Below are 23,786 nucleotides of genomic sequence, written 5' to 3'. Positions count from 1 at the left end.
GCTAAGCGACTACCATATCTCACAGGGGGCAACCCCCAACTACTTCCGGCGTTCTAGGGCTTAACTTCTGTGTTCGGCATGGGTACAGGTGTATCTCCTAGGCTATCGTCACTTAACTTACTGAATTAACTTACAATATCTTATTGCCTTGTCAACTCAAAATTGAATAACTACTCAAAGCTCACAATACTTGCCAAAAGCTGCGCTCAATGAAAATTGGATAAGTCCTCGAGCTATTAGTATTAGTCCGCTACATGTGTCGCCACACTTCCACTCCTAACCTATCTACCTGATCTTCTCTCAGGGCTCTTACTAACTTGCGTTATGGGAAATCTCATCTTGAGGTGGGTTTCACACTTAGATGCTTTCAGCGTTTATCCCTTCCCTACATAGCTACCCAGCGATGCCTCTGGCGAGACAACTGGTACACCAGCGGTAAGTCCACTCTGGTCCTCTCGTACTAGGAGCAGATCCTCTCAAATTTCCTACGCCCGCGACGGATAGGGACCGAACTGTCTCACGACGTTCTGAACCCAGCTCGCGTGCCGCTTTAATGGGCGAACAGCCCAACCCTTGGGACCGACTACAGCCCCAGGATGCGACGAGCCGACATCGAGGTGCCAAACCTCCCCGTCGATGTGAACTCTTGGGGGAGATAAGCCTGTTATCCCCAGGGTAGCTTTTATCCGTTGAGCGATGGCCCTTCCATGCGGAACCACCGGATCACTAAGCCCGACTTTCGTCCCTGCTCGAGTTGTAGCTCTCGCAGTCAAGCTCCCTTATACCTTTACACTCTGCGACTGATTTCCAACCAGTCTGAGGGAACCTTTGGGCGCCTCCGTTACCTTTTAGGAGGCGACCGCCCCAGTCAAACTGCCCGTCAGACACTGTCTCCGATAGGGATCACCTATCCGGGTTAGAGTGGCCATAACACAAGGGTAGTATCCCAACAACGCCTCCATCGAAACTGGCGTCCCGATCTCATAGGCTCCTACCTATCCTGTACATGTGGCACAGACACTCAATATCAAACTGCAGTAAAGCTCCATGGGGTCTTTCCGTCCTGTCGCGGGTAACCTGCATCTTCACAGGTACTAAAATTTCACCGAGTCTCTCGTTGAGACAGTGCCCAAATCATTACGCCTTTCGTGCGGGTCGGAACTTACCCGACAAGGAATTTCGCTACCTTAGGACCGTTATAGTTACGGCCGCCGTTTACTGGGGCTTCAATTCATACCTTCGCGTTACCGCTAAGCACTCCTCTTAACCTTCCAGCACCGGGCAGGCGTCACCCCCTATACATCATCTTACGATTTAGCAGAGAGCTGTGTTTTTGATAAACAGTTGCTTGGGCCTATTCACTGCGGCTGACCAAAGTCAGCACCCCTTCTCCCGAAGTTACGGGGTCATTTTGCCGAGTTCCTTAACGAGAGTTCTCTCGCTCACCTGAGGCTACTCGCCTCGACTACCTGTGTCGGTTTGCGGTACGGGTAGAGTATGATACAACGCTAGAAGCTTTTCTTGGCAGTGTGACATCACTCACTCGCTACTAAACTTCGCTCCCCATCACAGCTCAACGTTATAGGTATAAGCATTTGACTCATACCACGCCTCACTGCTTAGACGTACATCCATTCGTACGCACGAGTTAGCCTACTGCGTCCCTCCATCACTTCATACTCTAGTACAGGAATATCAACCTGTTGTCCATCGGATACACCTTTCGGTCTCTCCTTAGGTCCCGACTAACCCAGGGCGGACGAGCCTTCCCCTGGAAACCTTAGTCTTACGGTGGATGGGATTCTCACCCATCTTTCGCTACTCATACCGGCATTCTCACTTCTATGCGTTCCAGCGCTCCTCACGGTACACCTTCGCCACACATAGAACGCTCTCCTACCATACCTATAAAGGTATCCACAGCTTCGGTAAATTGTTTTAGCCCCGGTACATTTTCGGCGCAGGGTCACTCGACTAGTGAGCTATTACGCACTCTTTGAATGAATAGCTGCTTCTAAGCTAACATCCTAGTTGTCTGTGCAACCCCACATCCTTTTCCACTTAACAATTATTTTGGGACCTTAGCTGGTGGTCTGGGCTGTTTCCCTTTCGACTACGGATCTTAGCACTCGCAGTCTGACTGCCGACCATAATTCATTGGCATTCGGAGTTTATCTGAGATTGGTAATCCGGGATGGACCCCTCACCCAAACAGTGCTCTACCTCCAAGAATCTTTATGTCGACGCTAGCCCTAAAGCTATTTCGGAGAGAACCAGCTATCTCCAAGTTCGTTTGGAATTTCTCCGCTACCCACAAGTCATCCAAGCACTTTTCAACGTGCCCTGGTTCGGTCCTCCAGTGCGTTTTACCGCACCTTCAACCTGCTCATGGGTAGGTCACATGGTTTCGGGTCTACATCATGATACTAAGGCGCCCTATTCAGACTCGGTTTCCCTACGGCTCCGTCTCTTCAACTTAACCTCGCATCATAACGTAACTCGCCGGTTCATTCTACAAAAGGCACGCTCTCACCCATTAACGGGCTCGAACTTGTTGTAGGCACACGGTTTCAGGTTCTATTTCACTCCCCTTCCGGGGTACTTTTCACCTTTCCCTCACGGTACTGGTTCACTATCGGTCACTAGGGAGTATTTAGGGTTGGGAGATGGTCCTCCCAGATTCCGACGGGATTTCGCGTGTCCCGCCGTACTCAGGATACTGCTAGGTACAGATTCTATTTAAAATACGAGGCTCTTACTCTCTTTGGCTGACCTTCCCATGTCATTCTTCTATAAAATCTGATTCCACATTGCAGTCCTACAACCCCGAAGAGTAAACTCTTCGGTTTGCCCTCCTGCCGTTTCGCTCGCCGCTACTAAGGCAATCGCTTTTGCTTTCTCTTCCTGCAGCTACTTAGATGTTTCAGTTCACTGCGTCTTCCTCCTCATCTCCTTAACAGAGATGGGTAACAGGTAGTACCTGTTGGGTTCCCCCATTCGGACATCCCCGGATCTGCGCTTACTTACAGCTCCCCGAGGCATTTCGTCGTTTGTCACGTCCTTCTTCGGCTCCTAGTGCCAAGGCATCCACCGTGCGCCCTTACTAACTTAACCTTATTTTTGACCTTTCAGTCTTAAACTCATTAATATTCACAGCGTTTCGGTTTATTTTCTTGTTACTATTTGATATAGTTATTCAATTTTCAATGGACAAGTTTAGAATAGCTTCCACTATCCTAATGGAGCCTAGCGGGATCGAACCGCTGACCTCCTGCGTGCAAAGCAGGCGCTCTCCCAGCTGAGCTAAGGCCCCACAAGACCTCTCAAAACTAAACATGACGACCAATGGCTTCCGTTTTTCCTTAGAAAGGAGGTGATCCAGCCGCACCTTCCGATACGGCTACCTTGTTACGACTTCACCCCAATCATCTATCCCACCTTAGGCGGCTGGCTCCTAAAAGGTTACCTCACCGACTTCGGGTGTTACAAACTCTCGTGGTGTGACGGGCGGTGTGTACAAGGCCCGGGAACGTATTCACCGCGGCGTGCTGATCCGCGATTACTAGCGATTCCGACTTCATGTAGGCGAGTTGCAGCCTACAATCCGAACTGAGACTGGCTTTAAGAGATTAGCTTGCCGTCACCGACTTGCGACTCGTTGTACCAGCCATTGTAGCACGTGTGTAGCCCAGGTCATAAGGGGCATGATGATTTGACGTCATCCCCACCTTCCTCCGGTTTATTACCGGCAGTCTCGCTAGAGTGCCCAACTAAATGATGGCAACTAACAATAAGGGTTGCGCTCGTTGCGGGACTTAACCCAACATCTCACGACACGAGCTGACGACAACCATGCACCACCTGTCACCGGTGTGCCGAAGCAAAATCCTATCTCTAGGACGGGCACCGGGATGTCAAGACCTGGTAAGGTTCTTCGCGTTGCTTCGAATTAAACCACATGCTCCACCGCTTGTGCGGGCCCCCGTCAATTCCTTTGAGTTTCAACCTTGCGGTCGTACTCCCCAGGCGGAGTGCTTAATGCGTTAGCTGCGGCACTGAGTCCCGGAAAGGACCCAACACCTAGCACTCATCGTTTACGGCGTGGACTACCAGGGTATCTAATCCTGTTTGCTCCCCACGCTTTCGAGCCTCAGCGTCAGTTACAGACCAGAGAGCCGCTTTCGCCACCGGTGTTCCTCCATATATCTACGCATTTCACCGCTACACATGGAATTCCACTCTCCCCTTCTGCACTCAAGTTAAACAGTTTCCAAAGCGTACTATGGTTAAGCCACAGCCTTTAACTTCAGACTTATCTAACCGCCTGCGCTCGCTTTACGCCCAATAAATCCGGACAACGCTCGGGACCTACGTATTACCGCGGCTGCTGGCACGTAGTTAGCCGTCCCTTTCTGGTAAGATACCGTCACAGTGTGAACTTTCCACTCTCACACTCGTTCTTCTCTTACAACAGAGCTTTACGATCCGAAAACCTTCTTCACTCACGCGGCGTTGCTCGGTCAGACTTCCGTCCATTGCCGAAGATTCCCTACTGCTGCCTCCCGTAGGAGTCTGGGCCGTGTCTCAGTCCCAGTGTGGCCGATCACCCTCTCAGGTCGGCTATGTATCGTCGCCTTGGTGAGCCGTTACCCCACCAACTAGCTAATACAACGCAGGTCCATCTGGTAGTGGTGCAATTGCACCTTTCAATTGACTATCATGCAATAATCAATGTTATGCGGTATTAGCTATCGTTTCCAATAGTTATCCCCCGCTACCAGGCAGGTTACCTACGCGTTACTCACCCGTTCGCAACTCATCCAGAAGAGCAAGCTCTCCCTTCAGCGTTCTACTTGCATGTATTAGGCACGCCGCCAGCGTTCGTCCTGAGCCAGGATCAAACTCTCATTAAAAGTTTGAGTTCTCACTCATTTCTGTCACTGACAGATTTATTGTTTTTTCTTTGTTCAGTACTACAACATACGTTGTAGTGCCCTGCACATTGGTTCGTCTTGTTCAGTTTTCAAAGGTCTTTATCGCTCTCTCAAGCGACAACTATATCAGTATATCACCTATCCANTCCCTTGTCAACACTTTTTTGAAATTTTTTTATCTTTTTTTCATCTTTTCTTCCAACCCCCTCTAAAACTACCTAAACTACCTATAAATCAATAAATTAAAAGGGAAAGGTAACATCTCCCTCTTACCTCTCCCCTATCCACTATATCACCGTGCTGCTAAAGTCTATTAAATGCTCGAGCTACAATTAAATTTATTCAAACATACTCAAACTAATATAATACACAGCCCAATCAATCACATAAAGAAATTTGTTTCGGCTTGCTATTAGAGGTCAAAAAGGAATTACTTTATCCCTCATTCATAAGCGGAAGCAAGTAGCACTCTTCCCCTTCTTTTCGTTTTTCCAAACCTTTAACAGATAATTGAAGGAGATCAGCTGCAAATGATTGAATAGAGTCTTGATCCGCTTGTGTTAACTCGATTTGCGAATACTTTCTGCGCAGCCTTTTATAGTTACGCCCCTCTAATTTGAAGAAATCACAATCTTTAAGATAAGCGGTCACTTCCTCAAGATTAGCCAACAATCCCAAATGAAAAGCTGCTGGTGCAAAGGTCCTATCGAGAGGCTGAGCACAAGTGCTCCTAAATTCGATCGTTCCCCGCGTTGTCAAATCTTGGTACTGATAGCTTCTGTGATTACAAAAATCATCTGCATGGGGGATTACTAGACTTTCCTTGCCACTTAAATTGTATCCCTTGATTTGCTCCTGCTTTAGATACTCTCTGGCTACGATAGGAGGAAAATAATAAGTGTCACCCTCTCGCTCAACATTGAAAATAGCTGTATGATTTAAATAATTGAAAAAATCTTCCTCATCTTTGAAATCATGGGGATTAACACCAACATTTTCTACTAACAAGCCATGCATGGACTCTTCCCAGAAGCGGTCTCTCGAGATTCTAGTGTTAAAATCTTCTGTAAGTAATTCTGAATTGGCAAAAAGATAAGCTTTGGCAGCCTCGATTTGATTAAAGGTGTTAATTACCTGTATGAAATTTGCCCGTGAAACATCTAACTGTACCTGGCTCCCACAGATATAGCTACCATAATCAGGATGGCGATGAAAGAAATCTCCTCCTATTTTCTCGCTCAAAGCTAGATATTGCATTAACATTTGATAGCGGGGATATTTAACAGGACCATTATCATTCTCCTTCCAGAATGGATGTAAACCATGTCCCTGAAGTTCATGATGATTTTTGCGCAAAATCTTTTGAATGGTGTCTAGGTAATGATTAAAGCGTCTTTCGACTTCCTGAATCGTTTTCGCTTTTTCAAATGCAAATTCCAAAATATTATAAGACACTTCAAAAAGTATCCGATCTTCGCTATCTGAAGCTTTTAACTGGATAGGATTGCCCTCTGAATCCCTTCTTTCTACGATAAAGCCATAGTCTGAATTTAGCCTTACTAACAGCTCCCTTGTTACACGAGTATCTGTTGCTCCTCCCTGAAGATTCACAATTGGAAATTCTAACTCAATCCCAATATATAAGTCTGGATTTTCTTTTATATTGGCTAAATAACGTTCTTTCAAAATAGCAATCGAATCTTGCATTTCTTCTCCTTCCCTCAACAAAGTTTTTCTTTTCCCATTCAAAAACGCCTGCTTACGAAATTGTTTTTCACTAAAAGCAATTTCGTAAACAAGCGTCTACCCTTTCATCATGATGATGAGTGTTCCCGCTAGGAAAAATCCTAGCGGTAGACCAGAGCTAGACTAAGAGCATAAGAACTCCATCATCATAACACTCAACAAAATTGATAAAAATTATACTAATTCAATAATTGCCATTGGCGCAGCATCCCCACGGCGTGGTTCAGTCTTAAGAATACGAGTGTATCCACCATTGCGCTCAGCATAGCGAGGTGCCAATTCAGAGAATAATTTTTGAAGAGCTGTAGTTGTAGTGTATTTGTTAGTCTCTTCATTGTAGTTTTCTGATGCAATTTCGTTACGTACAAAAGCTGCTGCTTGACGACGAGCATGCAAGTCACCACGTTTACCAAGAGTAATCATTTTTTCAACTGTTTTACGGATTTCTTTAGCACGAGCTTCAGTTGTTACGATTGATTCATTGATAATCAAGTCAGTAGTCAAATCGCGAAGCATTGCTTTACGTTGTGAGCTAGTGCGTCCTAGTTTACGGTAAGCCATGTATTCCTCCTTTATTTATCATTTCTTAACCCAAGACCAAGGTCAGCAAGTTTAACTTTAACTTCTTCAAGACTCTTGCGGCCCAAGTTACGAACTTTCATCATTTCAGGCTCAGATTTCTCTGTCAAATCAAAGACAGTATTAATTCCTGCGCGTTTCAGACAGTTGTATGAACGAACTGATAGATCCAATTCTTCAATAGTACGTTCCAAAATGCGATCATCTGAAGATTTCTCTGCTTCCTTCATCACATCAGTTGAAATAGCAACTTCTGTTAAATCTGTAAAGAGGTTCAAATGCTCTGTCAGGATACGAGCTGATAGTCCCAAAGCGTCTTCGGGAATAATTGTTCCATTCGTTAAAATTTCAAGGGTAAGTTTATCAAAACCATCGTTGCTACCAACACGAGCTGGCTCAACCTGGTAATTTACTTTTGTCACAGGCGTATAGATAGAATCTACCGCAAGTGTGCCTACTGGTGCATCATCTTTTTTATTTTCGTCAGCTGGTACATATCCACGACCGCTATTCACAGCCATTTTCGCTTTGAAGCGAGCACCTTCACTGATTGTAAAGAGATAATGATCAGGGTTTACAATTTCGATATCACTGTCTGTCAAAATGTCTCCAGCAGTTACTTCTGCAGGACCTTCAACATCCAGTTCAATCATCTTTTCGTCTTGGACGTAAGATTTTACAGCAATCCCCTTGATGTTCAGAATAATCTGCATAACATCTTCGCGGACCCCAGAAATCGTATCAAATTCGTGTAATACTCCTTCAATGTTGATAGAAGTCACTGCTGCACCTGGAAGTGAGGCGAGAAGTACACGACGCAGCGAATTTCCAAGTGTTGTACCGTAACCGCGTTCTAGCGGCTCAACTACAAACTTGCCATAATTTTTATTTTCATCAATTTTTGTTATATTTGGTTTTTCAAACTCAATCATTTAGTTAACTCCCTCTTAAACGAAAAGCAGTGTAATTGTTTATGATTATACACGGCGACGTTTTGGAGGACGAGCACCATTGTGTGGCACAGGAGTCACATCACGAATAGCAGTTACTTCCAGACCAGCTGCAGCAAGTGCACGAATAGCTGACTCACGACCAGAACCTGGACCTTTAACTGTAACTTCAACTGATTTAAGACCGTGTTCTTGTGCAGACTTAGCAGCCGCTTCAGATGCCATTTGGGCAGCAAATGGTGTAGATTTACGAGATCCTTTGAAACCAAGAGCACCAGCAGATGACCAAGCAATCGCATTACCATGCACATCAGTAATCATAACAATAGTGTTATTAAATGTAGCGTGAATATGTGCAATACCAGATTCGATATTTTTCTTCACACGACGTTTACGTGTTGGTTTAGCCAAGACTTTTACCTCCTATATTATTTTTTCTTACCTGCAATCGCAACGGCTTTACCTTTACGAGTACGAGCATTGTTTTTAGTGTTTTGTCCACGGACAGGAAGTCCACGACGGTGACGGATACCACGGTATGAACCGATTTCCATCAAACGTTTGATGTTAAGGTTTACTTCACGACGAAGGTCACCTTCAACCTTGATTGCATCCACTTCGCGACGGATAGCGTCTTCTTGATCTGATGTCAAATCTTTGACACGGATATCTTCTGAGATTCCAGCTGCAGCCAAAATTTTCTTAGAAGTTGGAAGTCCGATACCATACACGTAAGTAAGTGAAACGACTACACGTTTGTCATTTGGAATGTCAACTCCAGCAATACGAGCCATGTTTTCTCCTTTCTATCTTATCCTTGACGTTGTTTGTGTTTTGGATTTGCTGGGCAAATTACCATAACACGGCCATTACGACGAATAACTTTACAGTATTCGCAAATTGGTTTGACCGATGGTCTTACTTTCATTTCTTATCCCTCCAAGTTTTTCGATTATTTAAAGCGGTAAGTGATCCGTCCACGTGTCAAATCATAAGGACTCATCTCGACAGTAACACGATCTCCCGCTAAAATACGAATATAGTTTTTACGAATTTTACCAGAAACTGTTGCTAAAATCTGATGTCCATTTTCAAGTTCAACCGTAAACATTGCGTTCGGCATCGTATCAACTACTTTGCCTTCGACTTCAATCACATCGTCTTTTGCCACGCAAAAGCACCTCCCTAAATTTCGATAGATTCCTCTGAGCACAGAGGTAACAATTATAAGTCAGACTAATTCATTGTATCACTACTTGTCAAATATTGCAAGCGAGAAAAACGCTTTTATTTTAAATTTGACAAGACTTTTTCGATATCTGAGAAGACTGCCTCAATCTCTTGATTGCCCTGAATGTCGTGAACGAATCCTTGAGCACGGTAATGATCAATAATTGGTTGGCCTTGTGCGATATTAACATCCAGACGACGTTTTACTGTTTCAGGTTTATCGTCTTCACGTTGATAGTAGTCTTCTTCTTTGTAATCCACTGGTGGGTTGAAAACTTTGTGGAAGGTTTCCCCTGTTTCGCGGTGGATAATCCGTCCACTCAAACGTTCTAACAAACTATCTGGATTTACTTCGATATTGATAACTGCGTCAAGTTGGATATCCAGATCCGCAAGGATTTTATCCAAAGCATGTGCTTGATCAATTGTCCGTGGATAACCGTCCAACAAGAAACCAGTTTCTTTAATATCATCTTGTGCTAAGCGCTCTTTCACAATTCCATTTGTCACTTCATCTGGCACCAACTCGCCTTTAGAAATGTAGGATTTCGCTAAAACACCCATTTCTGTTTCATTGGCCATAGCAGCACGGAACATATCCCCAGTTGAAATATGTGCCACGTGGAATTGTTCCACAATTTTGGCTGCTTGTGTTCCCTTGCCTGCGCCTGGCAAGCCCATAATCAAAAGATTCATGTTTTGTCTCCTTTTTTGTTTTTAAAGCAATCTATTAAAACACTTAATAAACTTTTTTAAAAACAAAATAGAAGGTTGACTAAGTCAACCTATTTCTATTCTGTTGTAGTATCCATAAATCCGACATACTTACGCTTCAGAAGGTAACCTTCCAACTGCTTCATTCCTTCAATACCTGTCGAAATGATGATAAGAAGACTGGTTCCTCCAAGAGCGACTGCATCGGTCAGACCAAAAAGATCTTTGGCTAGGATCGGAATGATTGTGATAATCCCTAGGAATAGTGAGCCAACTGTCGCCAAACGGCGAAGCAATTTAGACATATATTCTTCCGTTCCCTTACCTGGACGAACACCTGGGATGTAGGCTCCACTCTTTTGCAAATTCTCTGCTGTCTTTTCAGGATTAATTTGTACAAATGTATAAAAGAAAGTAAAGAGAATAATCAAGAGAGCATAGGTAAACATACCACTGATGGTTGTAGTCGCCAGAAGCGCCTGCGCCGTCCGAACCCATGATGCGTTATAGCCCATAGCACTTACAAATTGGAAGATGGCTGCTGGAGCAGCTGTAATCGAACTTGCAAAGATAACTGGGATAACACCAGCAGGATTCACTTTTAACGGTAGGTAGGAACTTGAAGGTGCACCTTGAGCAATCTTCGTATATTGAATTGGAATTTTGTACTCAGCTTGTTGCACAAAGGTTGTGAAATAGATAATCACCAAAACTGCAACAATTAAAATCCCAACGAAAATCAAAGACGAATTGAGTCGATCGCTCGGGATATTAACAAAGTAATCTTCATAGATTCCTTTGATCATACCAGGAATACCAGATACAATCCCTGCAAAGATAATCATGGATACACCATTACCATAACCCTTATCTGTGATTTGCTCTCCTAACCAGGTCACAATAACTGAACCTGTCGTGAGGAGGGCACCAATCAAAAGATAGGTTTGCCAATTTGGATTCGCTACTAGTTTAGTTCTTGATAAAGTCGCAAATCCAGCTGTAATCCCGATAGATTGGACAAAGGCCAATACCAGGGAAATATAGCGAGTTGCTTGATTAAGCTTTCTCCGTCCTACTTCCCCTTGCTTGCCCCACTCTACAAATTTTGGAAGCAAATCCATTTGCAAGAGCTGAACCACGATTGAAGCCGTGATATAGGGACTAACTCCAAGGGCAAAAACAGAGAAGTTACGCATGGCATTCCCAGAAACCAAACTAAGCATGTTTAAGAAAGGTAAATCGCTTAAACTGTTCAATGCTTTCGCATTAATTCCTGGAACGGTTATAGTTGTACCAATACGGAAAACTAAGATGATGAACAGTGTGAACAAAATCTTAGACCGTACTTGTTTTATTTTAAGTGCGTCTTTTAATAGCTTGAAAAACATAGGTCACCTCTCTTAGATGACTTCGACTGAACCACCTTTAGCAGTGATAGCTTCTTCAGCTGATTTAGAGAATTTAGCTGCTTTAACAGTCAACTTCTTAGTCAATTCTCCGTTACCAAGAATCTTAACACCAGATTTTTCAGCTTTTACAATACCTGCTTCGATGAGAACAACTGGAGTTACTTCTGCACCATCTTCAAAGACATTTAATTGGTCAAGGTTAACAATCGCGTATTCTTTACGGTTTACATTCAAGAAACCACGTTTTGGTACACGACGGAACAATGGAGTTTGTCCACCTTCAAAACCAAGACGAACACCGCCACCGCTACGTGCTTTTTGACCTTTTTGACCGCGACCAGAAGTTTTACCGTTACCTGATGAAGTACCGCGACCAACACGGTTGCGAACTTTACGTGAACCTGCAGCAGGTTGTAATTCATGAAGTTTCATTATTTTTTCTCCTCTTTTGTAAAATGCTAGCGCTCGTACCAGAGAAAAGGTGTCTCTGATACAAACTCGCCTATACATATATTTAGTTTTAGGGGCTGAGAAAATTCTCAAATCCCCTAATGTATCTTAATAAAAGTTTTTCAGCTAAGGCTTACTTAACTTCTTCAACAGTTACCAAGTGAGATACAGCAGTGATCATACCACGTACCGCTGGATTGTCTTCTTTGATAACTGAGCTGTTCAATTTGCCAAGTCCAAGTGCTACAACAGTTTTACGTTGTGACGGGATGCGTCCGATTGGAGACTTAGTCAAAGTAATTTTAATTTGAGCCATGAGTTCCCCTTTCTTAAGCCAAGTCAGAAACTGAAATACCACGAAGGGCAGCAACTTCTTCAGCGCGTTTCAATTGTTTCAAGCCTTCAACAGTTGCGCGAACGATGTTGATTGGAGTGTTTGAACCAAGTGATTTAGATGTAACATCTGCCACACCCGCCAATTCGATGACGGCACGAACAGCACCACCAGCAGCAACTCCAGAACCTTCAACAGCTGGCTTAAGCAATACTTTCGCTCCACCAAATTCTGAAAGAACTTCGTGAGGAATAGTTGTACCAACCATTGGAACTTCGATCAAGTTTTTCTTCGCATCTTCAACTGCTTTACGGATAGCTTCTGGTACTTCTTGAGCTTTACCAGTACCGAAACCAACACGACCGTTGCGGTCACCAACTACTACAAGAGCTGCAAAACGAAGACGACGTCCACCTTTAACAACTTTAGTAACACGGTTGACTGCAACTAAGCGTTCTTCAAGTTCAACTGCATTGTCTTTAAATGCCATTTTCTAGTGTCCTCCCTATTAGAATTTCAATCCGTTTTCACGAGCTGCATCAGCCAAAGCTTTTACACGTCCGTGATAGAGATATCCACCGCGGTCAAACACCACTTCAGAAATACCTTTAGCAACTGCACGTTCTGCAACGAGTTTACCTACAACAACGGCTTTTTCAGTTTTAGTTCCTTTTGAAACTTCTTTGTCAAGAGTTGAAGCGCTTGCGAGCGTTACACCCGCTACGTCATCAATTACTTGAGCGTAGATGCCTGTATTAGAACGGAATACGTTCAAACGTGGGCGATCAGCAGTTCCAGAGAGTTTTCCGCGAACGCGACGGTGGCGTTTTTGGCGGATTTTATTTTTATCTGGTTTCGTAATCACAATTTTCACCTCTTATTTTTATTGACGTGCCTTAGCACAAAATCGGAAAATAAATTGGCTGGCTGAAAAGATCAGCCAATCAATATTATTTACCAGTTTTACCTTCTTTGCGGCGAACGAATTCACCAACGTAACGGATACCTTTACCTTTATATGGTTCTGGTGCACGAAGGCTACGTACATAAGCAGCTGTTTGTCCAACTGCTTCTTTTGAAATTCCGCTAACAACGATTGTTGTTGGGTTTGGAAGTTCAAAAGTAATTCCTTCTGGAGCTTCAACTTCGTCTGGGTGAGATTTACCAACAGCCAAGACAAGTTTTGAGCCTTGAAGTTGTGCACGGTAACCAACCCCACGCATTTCAAGTTCTTTCTTGAATCCTTCTGATACTCCAACAACCATGTTGTTCAAAAGGGCACGAGTAGTTCCGTGGATTGTTTTCATTTCTTTTGAATCGTTTGGACGGTGAAGAGTTACTTCAGTTCCTTCCACACGGATTTCAATATCTTTTGAGAACTCACGAGTCAGTTCTCCTTTAGGTCCTTTTACAGTTACAACGTTGTCATTGTTAGTGATTTCAACACCAGCAGGCAACACGATAACTTTATTACCAATACGTGACATACTTATTTTCTCCTGTTAAATTGTCAGACCATGACGGCCAGTTTTCACGGGGGGCATTCGGATTAGAGCAAACCTAGTTTCTTTCGAAAAGCTTTGACAAACTCCTGATATTCTGTCAATACATCAATAGCCGCAGGACTATAACCAATTTCACATAAAAGAGATACAAGGTCATCTTTTGACAATTCAGCCAAAGCGTCTTCTGCAACAATAAGTTTTTCATTCAATTCAGTAGCTTTCATCTTTTTCTCCTAAACTAATTTACTCTCTATTTAGCTGATCAGTAAATCAGCTAAATTGAACACGAGCTATGGTCTGTGTGAAAAAGACAAATCTTCCTAGAGTGTTAACACTCTTTGTCAGATTTCCTATTTTCACATTGCCCATGACGCTCTTTGTATCTTGATTTTACCAAACGTAAGCGATAACTTCTCCACCAACGTTCTTTTGGCGTGCTTCTTTATCAGTCAGCAAACCTTCAGATGTTGAAAGAATAGCAATTCCAAGTCCGTTCAAGACTTTTGGAAGGTCTTCGCGTTTCTTGTAAACACGTAGACCTGGTTTTGAAACACGTTTCAAACCAGTGATAACTTTTTCACCATTTTGTCCGTACTTAAGGAAGACACGGATGATGCCTTGTTTGTCATCTTCGATGATTTCAACGTTTTTTACAAAACCTTCACGCTTCAGGATCTCAGCAATCCCTTTTTTGATGTTTGATGCAGGTACTTCAAGTACTTCGTGGTTCGCTTGATTAGCGTTACGGATACGTGTCAGGAAGTCTGCAATTGGGTCAGTCATAACCATTTTATATTTCTCCTCTTACTAGTAGTTTGCAAGCTGCACTTGCTAGTTAATGATTGAGCTAGGCTCAGAATAAGTTTCTAGGCTTCAAGTCCTAAGTGAGTCTAGGCATCGGCTTGTAGGCATAACTAAAGTTAGGCAAAAGCCGATAACGAAGAATCATGACGGAATTGGAAGCTAGAATTACCAAGATGCTTTGGTAACGCCAGGGATTTGTCCTTTGTATGCTAATTCACGGAAGCAAACACGGCAAAGTTTAAACTTGCGGTAAACTGAATGTGGACGGCCACATTTTTCACAACGAGTATAAGCTTGCGTAGAGAACTTCGCTGGGCGTTTGTTCTTAGCAATCATTGATTTTTTAGCCATTTGTTTTACCTCCTATATTATTTTGCAAAAGGCATTCCAAGGCCTGTAAGCAATGCACGTGACTCTTCGTCAGTGTTAGCAGTTGTTACGATAACGATATCAAGACCGCGAGTCTTATCAACGTCATCAAAGTTGATTTCTGGGAAGATCAGTTGTTCTTTCACACCAAGTGTGTAGTTTCCGCGTCCATCAAATGATTTTGTTGGAACACCATGGAAGTCACGTACACGTGGAAGTGATACAGTAACCAATTTATCCAAGAACTCATACATACGTTCGCCACGAAGGGTTACTTTAGCACCGATCGCTACACCTTCACGAAGACGGAAGCCGGCGATTGATTTTTTAGCTTTAGTGATAAGTGGTTTTTGACCTGAGATAAGAGCCAATTCTTCAGCAGCTTTTTCAAGGTTTTTAGCGTTTGATACAGCGTCACCGACACCCATGTTCAAAACGATTTTATCCACTTTTGGCACAGCCATAACAGATGAGTAGTTGAACTTTTCAGTCAAAGCAGGTACTACTTCATTAAGATATTTTTCTTTTAAACGATTTGCCATTATACTTCTCCTTTCCTTCGTGATTAGTCAAGCACTTCGCCTGATTTTTTGTTGTAACGAACTTTTTTGCCGTCTACAAACTTGTAACCAACGCGTCCTGCAACACCATTTTTGTCAAGAACTTGAACGTTTGACGCATGGATTGGTGCTTCTTTTTCTACGATAGCACCTTGAGGGTTTTCGCTATTTGGTTTTTGGTGCTTCTTAACAAGGTTAACACCTTCAACAACTACTTTGTTTACTTTTGGAAGAGCTGCAACAACAAGTGCTTCAACACCCTTGTCCTTACCAGCAATTACGCGAACTTTGTCGCCTTTTTTTACAAACATTATTAGGTTTCTCCTTTAATTTCTTACGCCCATGAGGGCACCCTGGAAAACTTCCAGGGGACTTGTTTGATTTTAGATTAAAGTACTTCTGGAGCCAATGATACGATCTTCATGAAGCCACCGTCACGCAATTCGCGAGCAACTGGGCCGAAGATACGAGTTCCGCGAGGAGTTTTATCTTCACGGATGATGACTGCAGCGTTTTCGTCGAATTTGATGTATGAACCATCTTTACGACGAGCACCTGATTTAGTACGAACGATAACCGCTTTTACAACGTCACCTTTTTTAACCGCACCACCAGGAGTAGCTTGTTTTACAGATGCAACGATGACATCACCGATGTTGGCGAACTTACGTCCTGAACCACCAAGAACTTTGATTGTCAGGATTTCGCGAGCACCGCTGTTGTCAGCAACTTTCAAACGAGTTTCTGTTTGAATCATTTAAGTTTTCTCCTTTCTGGTTTGATTAGATGATAACCGCTTCTTCAACAACTTCTACAAGACGGAAGCGTTTTGTAGCTGAAAGCGGACGAGTTTCCATGATACGAACGATATCGCCTTCTTTGGCAACATTGTTTTCATCATGTGCTTTGTACTTCTTAGAGTAGTTAATACGCTTACCATAGACTGGGTGGTTACGTTTTGTTTCAACTACAACTGTGATTGTCTTATCCATCTTGTCAGAAACGACGCGTCCGACGAGGGTTTTACGTTGATTACGTTCCATTTTAGAATTTCTCCTTTCCCAAGTCTATTATTTAACTTCTGATTGAACAGTTTTGATACGTGCGATTTGTTTTTTCACTTCTTTCAAACGCGCTGTCTGCTCCAATTGACCAGTAGCGGCTTGGAAACGAAGGTCAAACAATTCTTTCTTCAATTCATTTTCACGCTTCGCGAGTTCTTCTTGAGAAAGACCACGAAGTTCTTTAACAAAATCTTGAATTTCTTTAAGTTTCATGCTTTCTCCTTATTCTGCTTCACGCTTTACGAATTTACATTTAACTGGCAATTTGTGGCTTGCAAGACGAAGAGCTTCACGAGCGATTTCTTCTGATACGCCAGCGATTTCAAACATCACTTTACCACGTTTAACTGGTGCTACCCAACCTTCTGGAGCCCCTTTACCAGATCCCATCCGTACACCGATTGCTTTTGCAGTGTATGATTTGTGTGGGAAGATTTTGATCCAAACTTTACCACCACGTTTCATGTAACGAGTCATAGCGATACGGGCAGCTTCGATTTGACGGTTAGTGATCCAGTGGCTAGTAGTTGCTTGAAGACCATATTCTCCAAAAGTTACTTCTTTACCACCTTTAGCTTCACCACGCATTTTTCCGCGGAATTCGCGACGGTGTTTAACACGTTTAGGTACTAACATTGGTTATTTACCTCCTTTAGTGTTTTTACGAGCTGGAAGAACTTCACCACGGTAGATCCATACTTTAACACCAAGTTTACCGTAAGTAGTATCAGCTTCTTCCCAAGCGTAATCGATATCCGCACGAAGGGTGTGAAGTGGAACAGTTCCTTCAGAGTATCCTTCGCTACGAGCGATATCTGCACCGTTCAAACGACCTGATACTTGAGTTTTGATTCCTTTAGCTCCTGCACGCATTGCACGTTGGATTGCTTGTTTCTGAGCACGACGGAAAGCAACACGTTGCTCCAATTGACGAGCAATTCCTTCACCAACAAGGTGAGCATCCAAATCTGGAGATTTGATCTCGATGATGTTGATGTGTACTTGTTTTCCAGTTAATTTGTTGAGTTTTGCACGAAGTGCATCAACGTTTGCTCCACCTTTACCGATAACCATACCTGGTTTAGCAGTGTGAAGTGAAACGTTAACTTTGTTTACTGCGCGCTCGATTTCAATAGTTGAAACAGCCGCGTCAGCCAATTCTTTTTGAACGAATTTACGGATTGCAAGATCTTCATGAAGGTAATCCGCGTATTCTTTTTCAGCATACCATTTGGCATCCCAATCACGGATGATGCCGACACGCATACCAATTGGATGTACTTTTTGACCCACGATGTTACCTCCTTATTTTTCTGCAACAACCACAGTGATGTGGCTTGTGCGTTTGTTGATTGGTGAAGCTGAACCTTTAGCGCGTGGACGGAAACGTTTCATAGTTGGTCCTTCGTTTGCGAAAGCTTCAGATACTACCAAGTTAGCTTTTTCCAAACCAAAGTTGTTTTCAGCATTAGCGATTGCAGAGATCAATACTTTTTCGATAATGCCAGCAGCTTTGTTTGGAGTGAATTTCAAGATTGCGATTGCGTCAGCGACGTTTTTACCACGGATATTGTCAAGAACTAGACGAGTTTTACGAGGTGAAACACGCACTGTACGAGCCATTGCTTTAGCTGAAGTAATTTCTGCCATTTATGTTCTCCTTATTTTCTACGTGTTTTCTTGTCGTCTGCAGCGTGACCTTTGTAAGTACGAGTTGGTGCAAATTCACCAAGCTTGTGACCTACCATGTCTTCTTGGATGTAAACAGGTACGTGTTTACGTCCGTCATAGACTGCGATTGTGTAACCGATGAAACTTGGGAAGATCGTTGAACGACGTGACCAAGTTTTAATAACTTTTTTCTTTTCGTCATTAGCTTGAGCTTCAACTTTTTTCATCAAATGCTCATCGACGAAAGGTCCTTTTTTAAGACTGCGTCCCATTTTTATGTTTTCTCCTTTAAAATAAGTACCACAGCGGCCTGCGCTGCTAGGCAGCGCTACCGAGCTGGCGGATAGATTGTTTTAGATTATTTCTCGTTGCGACGACGAACGATAAGTTTGTCAGATTTCGCTTTCTTGTTACGAGTTTTAAGACCAAGAGCAGGTTTGCCCCATGGAGTAGATGGCGCTTTACGACCAACTGGTGCTTTACCTTCACCACCACCGTGTGGGTGATCGTTAGGGTTCATTACAGAACCGCGAACTGTTGGACGGATACCTTTCCAACGGCTACGACCTGCTTTACCAAGGTTAACCAAGCCATGTTGTTCGTTTCCGACAACACCAACTGTAGCACGGCAAGTACCAAGGATCATACGAACTTCGCCTGATTGAAGACGAACAAGTGTGTATTTACCTTCTTGACCCAATACTTGAGCAGAAGCTCCAGCAGCACGGACCAATTCACCACCACGACCTGGTTTCAACTCAATGTTGTGAACCAAAGTACCAACTGGGATGTTAGCAAGTGGAAGTGCGTTACCGACTTTGATATCTGCTTCAGGACCTGAAACGATACGTTGACCTACTTCAAGACCTTTAGGAGCGATGATGTATGCCTTCACACCGTCAGTATAGTGAACCAAAGCGATGTTTGCTGAACGGTTTGGATCGTACTCGATAGTTTTAACTACTGCTTCAACAGCATCTTTGTTACGTTTGAAGTCAATCAAACGGTAGTGACGTTTGTGACCGCCACCTTGGTGGCGAACAGTGATGCGTCCGTTGTTGTTACGACCAGCTTTGCTCTTAAGAGAAACGAGCAAAGATTTTTCTGGAGTGCTAGTAGTGATTTCAGCGAAATCCAAAGAAGTCATATTACGGCGACCGTTTGTTGTTGGTTTATAAACACGAATTCCCACGATATTTCCTCCTTAGATTATTCTGCTTCAGCAGCTCCGAACAACTCGATTGCTTTAGAATCTGCTGTCAGAGTGATGATAGCTTTTTTAGTTTTGTTAGTAAAACCAGTGTAACGTCCAACGCGTTTTGCTTTAGGTTTTACGTTGATAGTGTTGACATTAGCAACTTTAACTCCTTCAAAAGCAGCTTCAACAGCTTGCTTGATCAAAAGTTTGTGAGCGCGAGTGTCTACTTCAAATACGTATTTGCCTGCTTCAAGCTGAGCCATTGAGCTTTCAGTGATGACAGGCTTTTTGATAACGTCATACAAATTCATTATGCAAGAACCTCCTCAATTTTAGAGATAGCTGCTTGAGTAACAAGAAGTTTGTCGCTGTTTGCGATGTCAAGAACACTTGCTGTTGTTGCTGTTGCAACTTTAACATTTGGAAGGTTACGTGCTGAAAGTGCAGCAAATTCATTTCCTTCTTCAAGAATAACAAGTACTTTTGTGTCAATGCTCAATGCTGCAAGCACTTTTGCAAACTCAGCAGTTTTTGGAGCTGTAAATGAAAGGCTGTCTACAGCTACGAATTTGTTTTCAGCAACTTTTTCAGAGTAAACTGATTTCAATGCCAATCTACGAACTTTTTGTGGAAGTTTGTAGGCATATGAACGAGGAGTTGGACCGAAGACGATACCACCACCACGCCATTGTGGAGAGCGGATAGAACCTTGACGAGCACGTCCAGTTCCTTTTTGACGCCATGGTTTGCGTCCGCCGCCTGATACTGCAGAACGGTTTTTAACAGCGTGAGTTCCTTGACGGAGGCTAGCGCGTTGGCTGATGATCACGTCGAAGACAACTGATTCGTTTGGTTCGATACCAAAGATTGCGTCGTTAAGAACTACTTCACCAGCTTCTTTACCAGTTTGGTCAAATAATTTTACGTTTGCCATTGTGACTGATTTCCCCTTTCTTTATTATTTACCAGCTTTAACTGCTGATTTGATAGTGATAAGAGATTTCTTAGCACCAGGTACGTTTCCTTTGATCAAGATAACGTTTTTCTCTGGAACAACTTGTACGATTTCAAGGTTTTGAATCGTTACACGGTTGCCACCCATACGACCAGCCAAGTGTTTGTTTTTGAAAACACGGTTTGGCGCAACTGGTCCCATTGAACCAGGACGACGGTGGTAACGTGAACCGTGAGCCATTGGACCACGAGATTGGCCGTGGCGTTTGATTACACCTTGGAAACCTTTACCTTTTGAAGTTCCTGTTACATCAACAACATCACCAGCTTCGAATGTATCAACTGTGATTTCCGCACCAACTTCCAAGCCTTCAATGTTTTTGAATTCACGAATGAAGCGCTTAGGAGCCGTGTTAGCTTTCGCTACATGTCCTTTAGCAGGTTTGTTGCTCAATACATCACGAAGGTCATCAAAACCAACTTGAACTGCGTTGTAACCGTCTGTTTCAACTGTTTTTACTTGAAGAACAACGTTTGGAGTTGCTTCAACAACAGTTACAGGGATTAATTCGCCAGCTTCAGTGAAGATTTGAGTCATTCCCACTTTTTTCCCTAAGATTCCTTTTGTCATGAGAAAATGTTTCCTTTTCTATTTTTTTATCTAAAAAGTTTTTAACGAGCGTTTTTTATGCTCAAGATACCAAGCTTTAAATTAAAGTTTGATTTCTACGTTCACACCGCTTGGAAGGTCCAACTTCATCAAAGCGTCAACTGTTTTTTGAGTTGGGTTGATGATGTCGATCAAGCGTTTGTGAGTACGCATTTCAAATTGTTCGCGAGAATCTTTGTATTTGTGAGTCGCACGAATGATTGTGTAGAGGCTACGTTCAGTTGGAAGTGGGATTGGTCCCGCAACTTCAGCACCTGTACGTGCAGCAGTTTCTACGATTTTTGCAGCCGCTGTGTCAAGTGTACGATGTTCGTAAGCTTTCAAACGGATGCGGATTTTTTTGTTTGCCATCTTTTTCTCCTTTTTTCGTCTATTTAAGATAATAGGCTAGCTCCACAAGAAAACCGACAGGTGATTGCGTGGCAATGCAACCGAGCGTGTCGCAACCTCTTGCATCAAAGCTACACGCTGTTTTTTCACAGCACCATAGTATCTTAACACAAAGAACCAAGCATTGCAAGGGATTTGAGCAAGTTTTTAAAGATTTTTAGGATAATTTTTTATGAAAGTGTTTTCTAAGCAACTTATAAGTCTTGTAATCATTTATATAGAAGAAAATTTATTATTCTACCTATTCATTTAAGTTTTTTCTCAAAAAATAAAAATGCTCACTGACGCACGTCAGTGAGATTAAAAATGAAAAATTTGCTTTTAGCTACTTTGTTTTATAACAACGGGCTGTTCTTTTCAATGCGAAAGTCGTTTCCTGACTGGCAGATGACAAGGTCTGCAGCTGCTAGATAAGGCTGATAAAAGTGCTGATATTGCTCTCGCCGAGCTAGGTGGGTCTGCTCTATCCAATCTGGTCTGCGTTCTCGCACAGCTACATCCCGCGACAAGCGGCGTTCTAACTCAGTTTGATCATCCGTGTAAAAGCAAATCGATAAATCAAACAAGCTTTTAGGCAAAAAAGCTGCTGACATGCCTTCTACTATTAAAATCGGCTTTTGAGCTGATAAACGCAAACTCTGTGACCAAGCTTTTCCAATGGTCAGAATATCCAGACCAGACTGCAAAGCACAAATATCGCGTTCCAGACTACTGAGTTCATGAACGGCTGGAATACAAGCCGTTACTTTTTGATGAGGAAAGTCTTTAGAACTGAGCAAATCTCGATACTCCCCAGTAATCACATAAGGATCTGTTTCCAGAAGATTGGCTCCTTCCTCACCCAAGGCTAGCTGGAGTTTTCGAGCAAAAGTTGACTTACCCGAAGCTCCGTGACCGTAAATACGCAGGGTGTGCTTTTGACCATCCGACAGATAGTCTACCAAGCTTTCCAACAATTTTCTTTCATCAGACATATTTCTTTCCCTCAAATGAAGACTCTTAGAAGTTCCTCTTGGAGCGGTTATAGCCGTAGCGCTCGACAAAATCTTCACGGAATTCTAACAAGTTATCATCCATAATAGCTTGGCGAACTTTCTTCATAAGGTTTACCAAGAAGTAAAGATTGTGGTAACTGGTCAAGCGGAGGCCAAAGGTTTCATCAGCTTTGAGCAGGTGGCGGATATAGGCCCGCGTGTAGTTTGTACAAGTGTAGCAATCACAGTCGTGATCCAGTGGCGTGAAATCTTCCTCAAACTGGGCATTTTTGACAACCAGACGTCCCTCGCTGGTCATGCAGGTGCCGTTTCGGGCAATCCGAGTCGGCAAAACGCAGTCAAACATATCAACGCCACGGATAACACCATCAATCAAGCTATCTGGCGCTCCAACTCCCATGAGATAGCGAGGCTTATTTTCAGGCAGTAGAGGCGTTGTGAAATCCAGTACCTCATTCATCTCTTCGTGAGACTCACCAACAGCCAATCCTCCGATAGAGTAGCCAGGAAAATCCATGCTGACCAAATCTTGAGCAGACTGGCGGCGCAAATCTTCAAAGCCAGCTCCCTGAACAATCCCAAAGAGACCTTGATCGTGTGGACGAGTGTGAGCCTTGAGTCCACGCTCTGCCCAACGGCTAGTCCGCTCGATAGACTTCTTGACATAGTCATAAGGCTGGTAGAACTGCGGGCATTCATCAAAGGACATCATGATGTCGCTACCTAAGTTGTTCTGGATAGAAATGGCCTTTTCTGGCGACAGGAACATTTTGGAACCATTGAGGTGGTTCTTGAAAGTCACTCCTTCTTCTGTGATGTTGCGGCTATCAGCTAGAGAATAAACCTGAAAACCACCACTATCGGTCAGAATAGGCTGGTCCCAGTTCATGAACTTGTGTAGGCCACCTGCACGGGCAATCAGCTCATCTCCCGGCCGCAACCAGAGGTGGTAAGTATTGGCCAAGATGATACCCGAACCCATTTGCTTGAGCTCTTCTGGTGACTGGGTCTTGACCGTAGCCTGAGTACCGACCGGCATAAACATAGGCGTTGGGAAGGTTCCGTGGGGCGTGATAATCTCCCCCAAACGGGCACCTGTGTGCTTTTCTTTTTTGATCAAACGATACTGAATCGGTGAATCTGACATGTTTCCTCCTGCTGGGAAAGACAGTCCCAGCTATTTTCTTCTATAAAATAAGCGACAATCGCTCATAAGATACCGTATGATTTTACCAAAAAAAGCCTTGTCTGTCACGATAT

Annotated in this window: 33 protein-coding genes, 1 tRNA gene and 3 rRNA genes; all 37 read right to left on the bottom strand. The window is 43.3% G+C overall.

The annotated features are described in order from the left end of the window. Positions 1–116 (bottom strand): 5S ribosomal RNA (rrf, locus tag D8797_RS08365). Positions 117–216: 100 nt separating this feature from the next. Further along, positions 217–3,114 (bottom strand): 23S ribosomal RNA (locus D8797_RS08360). Between the two features lie 126 nt (positions 3,115–3,240). Then, positions 3,241–3,313, bottom strand: a tRNA-Ala gene (locus tag D8797_RS08355). 53 nt (positions 3,314–3,366) lie between these two features. Next, a 16S ribosomal RNA gene (locus tag D8797_RS08350) occupies positions 3,367–4,913 on the bottom strand. The 16S, 23S and 5S rRNA genes sit together here with 1 tRNA gene alongside, the layout of an rRNA operon. 456 nt (positions 4,914–5,369) lie before the next feature. Continuing rightward, on the bottom strand, positions 5,370–6,641 hold the full coding sequence (locus D8797_RS08340; RefSeq protein ID WP_125380159.1) for a glutamate-cysteine ligase family protein: 1,272 nt from the start codon (positions 6,639–6,641) through the stop codon (positions 5,370–5,372). A 213-nt stretch (positions 6,642–6,854) separates the two neighbouring features. Further along, complete coding sequence (gene rplQ, locus D8797_RS08335; RefSeq protein WP_005591286.1) at positions 6,855–7,241, bottom strand: 50S ribosomal protein L17; 387 nt, start codon at positions 7,239–7,241, stop codon at positions 6,855–6,857. Positions 7,242–7,252: 11 nt separating this feature from the next. Continuing rightward, positions 7,253–8,191, bottom strand: a complete 939-nt coding sequence (locus tag D8797_RS08330) for a DNA-directed RNA polymerase subunit alpha (RefSeq protein WP_005591287.1) — start codon at positions 8,189–8,191, stop codon at positions 7,253–7,255. A gap of 45 nt (positions 8,192–8,236) precedes the next feature. Then, positions 8,237–8,620 (bottom strand): 30S ribosomal protein S11, encoded by a 384-nt coding sequence (gene rpsK / locus D8797_RS08325; RefSeq protein ID WP_001118385.1) that lies wholly within the window; start codon positions 8,618–8,620, stop codon positions 8,237–8,239. A gap of 17 nt (positions 8,621–8,637) precedes the next feature. Beyond that, positions 8,638–9,003 carry a 30S ribosomal protein S13 gene (gene rpsM, locus D8797_RS08320; RefSeq protein WP_005591288.1) on the bottom strand — a complete coding sequence of 122 codons (366 nt, stop codon included), beginning with the start codon at positions 9,001–9,003 and terminating at the stop codon, positions 8,638–8,640. A gap of 17 nt (positions 9,004–9,020) precedes the next feature. Continuing rightward, on the bottom strand, positions 9,021–9,137 hold the full coding sequence (gene rpmJ / locus D8797_RS08315) for a 50S ribosomal protein L36 (RefSeq protein WP_001808836.1): 117 nt from the start codon (positions 9,135–9,137) through the stop codon (positions 9,021–9,023). Between the two features lie 24 nt (positions 9,138–9,161). Then, the gene (gene infA / locus D8797_RS08310; protein ID WP_001029883.1) at positions 9,162–9,380 is read right to left on the bottom strand and encodes a translation initiation factor IF-1; all 219 of its coding nucleotides are present in this window, start codon (positions 9,378–9,380) and stop codon (positions 9,162–9,164) included. Between the two features lie 116 nt (positions 9,381–9,496). Continuing rightward, positions 9,497–10,135, bottom strand: a complete 639-nt coding sequence (locus D8797_RS08305; protein WP_125380153.1) for an adenylate kinase — start codon at positions 10,133–10,135, stop codon at positions 9,497–9,499. Positions 10,136–10,230: 95 nt separating this feature from the next. Next, positions 10,231–11,541, bottom strand: coding sequence for a preprotein translocase subunit SecY (gene secY / locus D8797_RS08300; protein WP_005591290.1), 1,311 nt, complete (start codon positions 11,539–11,541; stop codon positions 10,231–10,233). A gap of 12 nt (positions 11,542–11,553) precedes the next feature. Continuing rightward, positions 11,554–11,994 (bottom strand): 50S ribosomal protein L15, encoded by a 441-nt coding sequence (rplO, locus tag D8797_RS08295; protein WP_045498220.1) that lies wholly within the window; start codon positions 11,992–11,994, stop codon positions 11,554–11,556. A 151-nt stretch (positions 11,995–12,145) separates the two neighbouring features. Beyond that, entirely contained in the window at positions 12,146–12,328 is a 183-nt protein-coding gene (gene rpmD, locus D8797_RS08290) for a 50S ribosomal protein L30 (protein WP_002894509.1), read from the bottom strand. Positions 12,329–12,341: 13 nt separating this feature from the next. After that, entirely contained in the window at positions 12,342–12,836 is a 495-nt protein-coding gene (gene rpsE, locus D8797_RS08285; protein WP_005591292.1) for a 30S ribosomal protein S5, read from the bottom strand. Positions 12,837–12,854: 18 nt separating this feature from the next. Further along, entirely contained in the window at positions 12,855–13,211 is a 357-nt protein-coding gene (gene rplR / locus D8797_RS08280) for a 50S ribosomal protein L18 (protein ID WP_125380151.1), read from the bottom strand. Positions 13,212–13,296: 85 nt separating this feature from the next. Further along, positions 13,297–13,833: a 50S ribosomal protein L6 gene (gene rplF, locus D8797_RS08275; RefSeq protein ID WP_005591293.1), complete on the bottom strand. Its 537-nt coding sequence runs from the start codon at positions 13,831–13,833 to the stop codon at positions 13,297–13,299. Positions 13,834–13,895: 62 nt separating this feature from the next. Beyond that, positions 13,896–14,075, bottom strand: coding sequence for a hypothetical protein (locus D8797_RS08270; protein ID WP_000648250.1), 180 nt, complete (start codon positions 14,073–14,075; stop codon positions 13,896–13,898). 166 nt (positions 14,076–14,241) lie between these two features. Beyond that, positions 14,242–14,640, bottom strand: a complete 399-nt coding sequence (gene rpsH / locus D8797_RS08265) for a 30S ribosomal protein S8 (protein ID WP_002899666.1) — start codon at positions 14,638–14,640, stop codon at positions 14,242–14,244. 180 nt (positions 14,641–14,820) lie between these two features. Continuing rightward, positions 14,821–15,006: a type Z 30S ribosomal protein S14 gene (locus D8797_RS08260; protein WP_001085697.1), complete on the bottom strand. Its 186-nt coding sequence runs from the start codon at positions 15,004–15,006 to the stop codon at positions 14,821–14,823. Positions 15,007–15,023: 17 nt separating this feature from the next. Then, positions 15,024–15,566 (bottom strand): 50S ribosomal protein L5, encoded by a 543-nt coding sequence (rplE, locus tag D8797_RS08255; protein ID WP_005591294.1) that lies wholly within the window; start codon positions 15,564–15,566, stop codon positions 15,024–15,026. Between the two features lie 23 nt (positions 15,567–15,589). Beyond that, entirely contained in the window at positions 15,590–15,895 is a 306-nt protein-coding gene (gene rplX / locus D8797_RS08250) for a 50S ribosomal protein L24 (RefSeq protein WP_005591295.1), read from the bottom strand. Positions 15,896–15,972: 77 nt separating this feature from the next. Beyond that, complete coding sequence (gene rplN / locus D8797_RS08245; protein WP_002894494.1) at positions 15,973–16,341, bottom strand: 50S ribosomal protein L14; 369 nt, start codon at positions 16,339–16,341, stop codon at positions 15,973–15,975. Between the two features lie 25 nt (positions 16,342–16,366). After that, on the bottom strand, positions 16,367–16,627 hold the full coding sequence (gene rpsQ, locus D8797_RS08240) for a 30S ribosomal protein S17 (protein WP_002885836.1): 261 nt from the start codon (positions 16,625–16,627) through the stop codon (positions 16,367–16,369). A 27-nt stretch (positions 16,628–16,654) separates the two neighbouring features. After that, on the bottom strand, positions 16,655–16,861 hold the full coding sequence (gene rpmC / locus D8797_RS08235) for a 50S ribosomal protein L29 (RefSeq protein WP_005591297.1): 207 nt from the start codon (positions 16,859–16,861) through the stop codon (positions 16,655–16,657). Positions 16,862–16,870: 9 nt separating this feature from the next. Further along, the gene (rplP, locus tag D8797_RS08230) at positions 16,871–17,284 is read right to left on the bottom strand and encodes a 50S ribosomal protein L16 (protein ID WP_005591298.1); all 414 of its coding nucleotides are present in this window, start codon (positions 17,282–17,284) and stop codon (positions 16,871–16,873) included. A gap of 3 nt (positions 17,285–17,287) precedes the next feature. Then, entirely contained in the window at positions 17,288–17,941 is a 654-nt protein-coding gene (gene rpsC / locus D8797_RS08225) for a 30S ribosomal protein S3 (protein WP_005591299.1), read from the bottom strand. A 12-nt stretch (positions 17,942–17,953) separates the two neighbouring features. Continuing rightward, complete coding sequence (gene rplV, locus D8797_RS08220; RefSeq protein WP_005591300.1) at positions 17,954–18,298, bottom strand: 50S ribosomal protein L22; 345 nt, start codon at positions 18,296–18,298, stop codon at positions 17,954–17,956. Positions 18,299–18,309: 11 nt separating this feature from the next. Beyond that, the gene (gene rpsS / locus D8797_RS08215; RefSeq protein ID WP_000533766.1) at positions 18,310–18,591 is read right to left on the bottom strand and encodes a 30S ribosomal protein S19; all 282 of its coding nucleotides are present in this window, start codon (positions 18,589–18,591) and stop codon (positions 18,310–18,312) included. A gap of 86 nt (positions 18,592–18,677) precedes the next feature. After that, positions 18,678–19,511 carry a 50S ribosomal protein L2 gene (gene rplB / locus D8797_RS08210; protein ID WP_002894482.1) on the bottom strand — a complete coding sequence of 278 codons (834 nt, stop codon included), beginning with the start codon at positions 19,509–19,511 and terminating at the stop codon, positions 18,678–18,680. A gap of 17 nt (positions 19,512–19,528) precedes the next feature. Continuing rightward, positions 19,529–19,828: a 50S ribosomal protein L23 gene (locus D8797_RS08205; RefSeq protein WP_005591301.1), complete on the bottom strand. Its 300-nt coding sequence runs from the start codon at positions 19,826–19,828 to the stop codon at positions 19,529–19,531. Next, positions 19,828–20,451, bottom strand: coding sequence for a 50S ribosomal protein L4 (gene rplD, locus D8797_RS08200; protein WP_005591302.1), 624 nt, complete (start codon positions 20,449–20,451; stop codon positions 19,828–19,830). Before rplD ends, D8797_RS08205 begins: the two co-directional genes overlap by 1 nt. 24 nt (positions 20,452–20,475) lie before the next feature. After that, positions 20,476–21,102, bottom strand: a complete 627-nt coding sequence (gene rplC, locus D8797_RS08195) for a 50S ribosomal protein L3 (RefSeq protein ID WP_045498245.1) — start codon at positions 21,100–21,102, stop codon at positions 20,476–20,478. A gap of 81 nt (positions 21,103–21,183) precedes the next feature. Then, on the bottom strand, positions 21,184–21,492 hold the full coding sequence (gene rpsJ, locus D8797_RS08190) for a 30S ribosomal protein S10 (protein ID WP_005591304.1): 309 nt from the start codon (positions 21,490–21,492) through the stop codon (positions 21,184–21,186). Positions 21,493–21,866: 374 nt separating this feature from the next. After that, positions 21,867–22,505, bottom strand: a complete 639-nt coding sequence (locus D8797_RS08185) for a uridine kinase family protein (RefSeq protein WP_125380148.1) — start codon at positions 22,503–22,505, stop codon at positions 21,867–21,869. 25 nt (positions 22,506–22,530) lie between these two features. After that, on the bottom strand, positions 22,531–23,673 hold the full coding sequence (tgt, locus tag D8797_RS08180; protein ID WP_125380142.1) for a tRNA guanosine(34) transglycosylase Tgt: 1,143 nt from the start codon (positions 23,671–23,673) through the stop codon (positions 22,531–22,533). Positions 23,674–23,786: the final 113 nt, after the last annotated feature.

The sequence above is a fragment of the Streptococcus cristatus genome (assembly GCF_003944225.1).
Taxonomy (GTDB): Bacteria; Bacillota; Bacilli; order Lactobacillales; family Streptococcaceae; genus Streptococcus; species Streptococcus cristatus_K.
The sequence above is the reverse complement of the archived record's forward strand: the minus strand, read 5'-3'. Positions and strand labels throughout refer to the sequence as shown.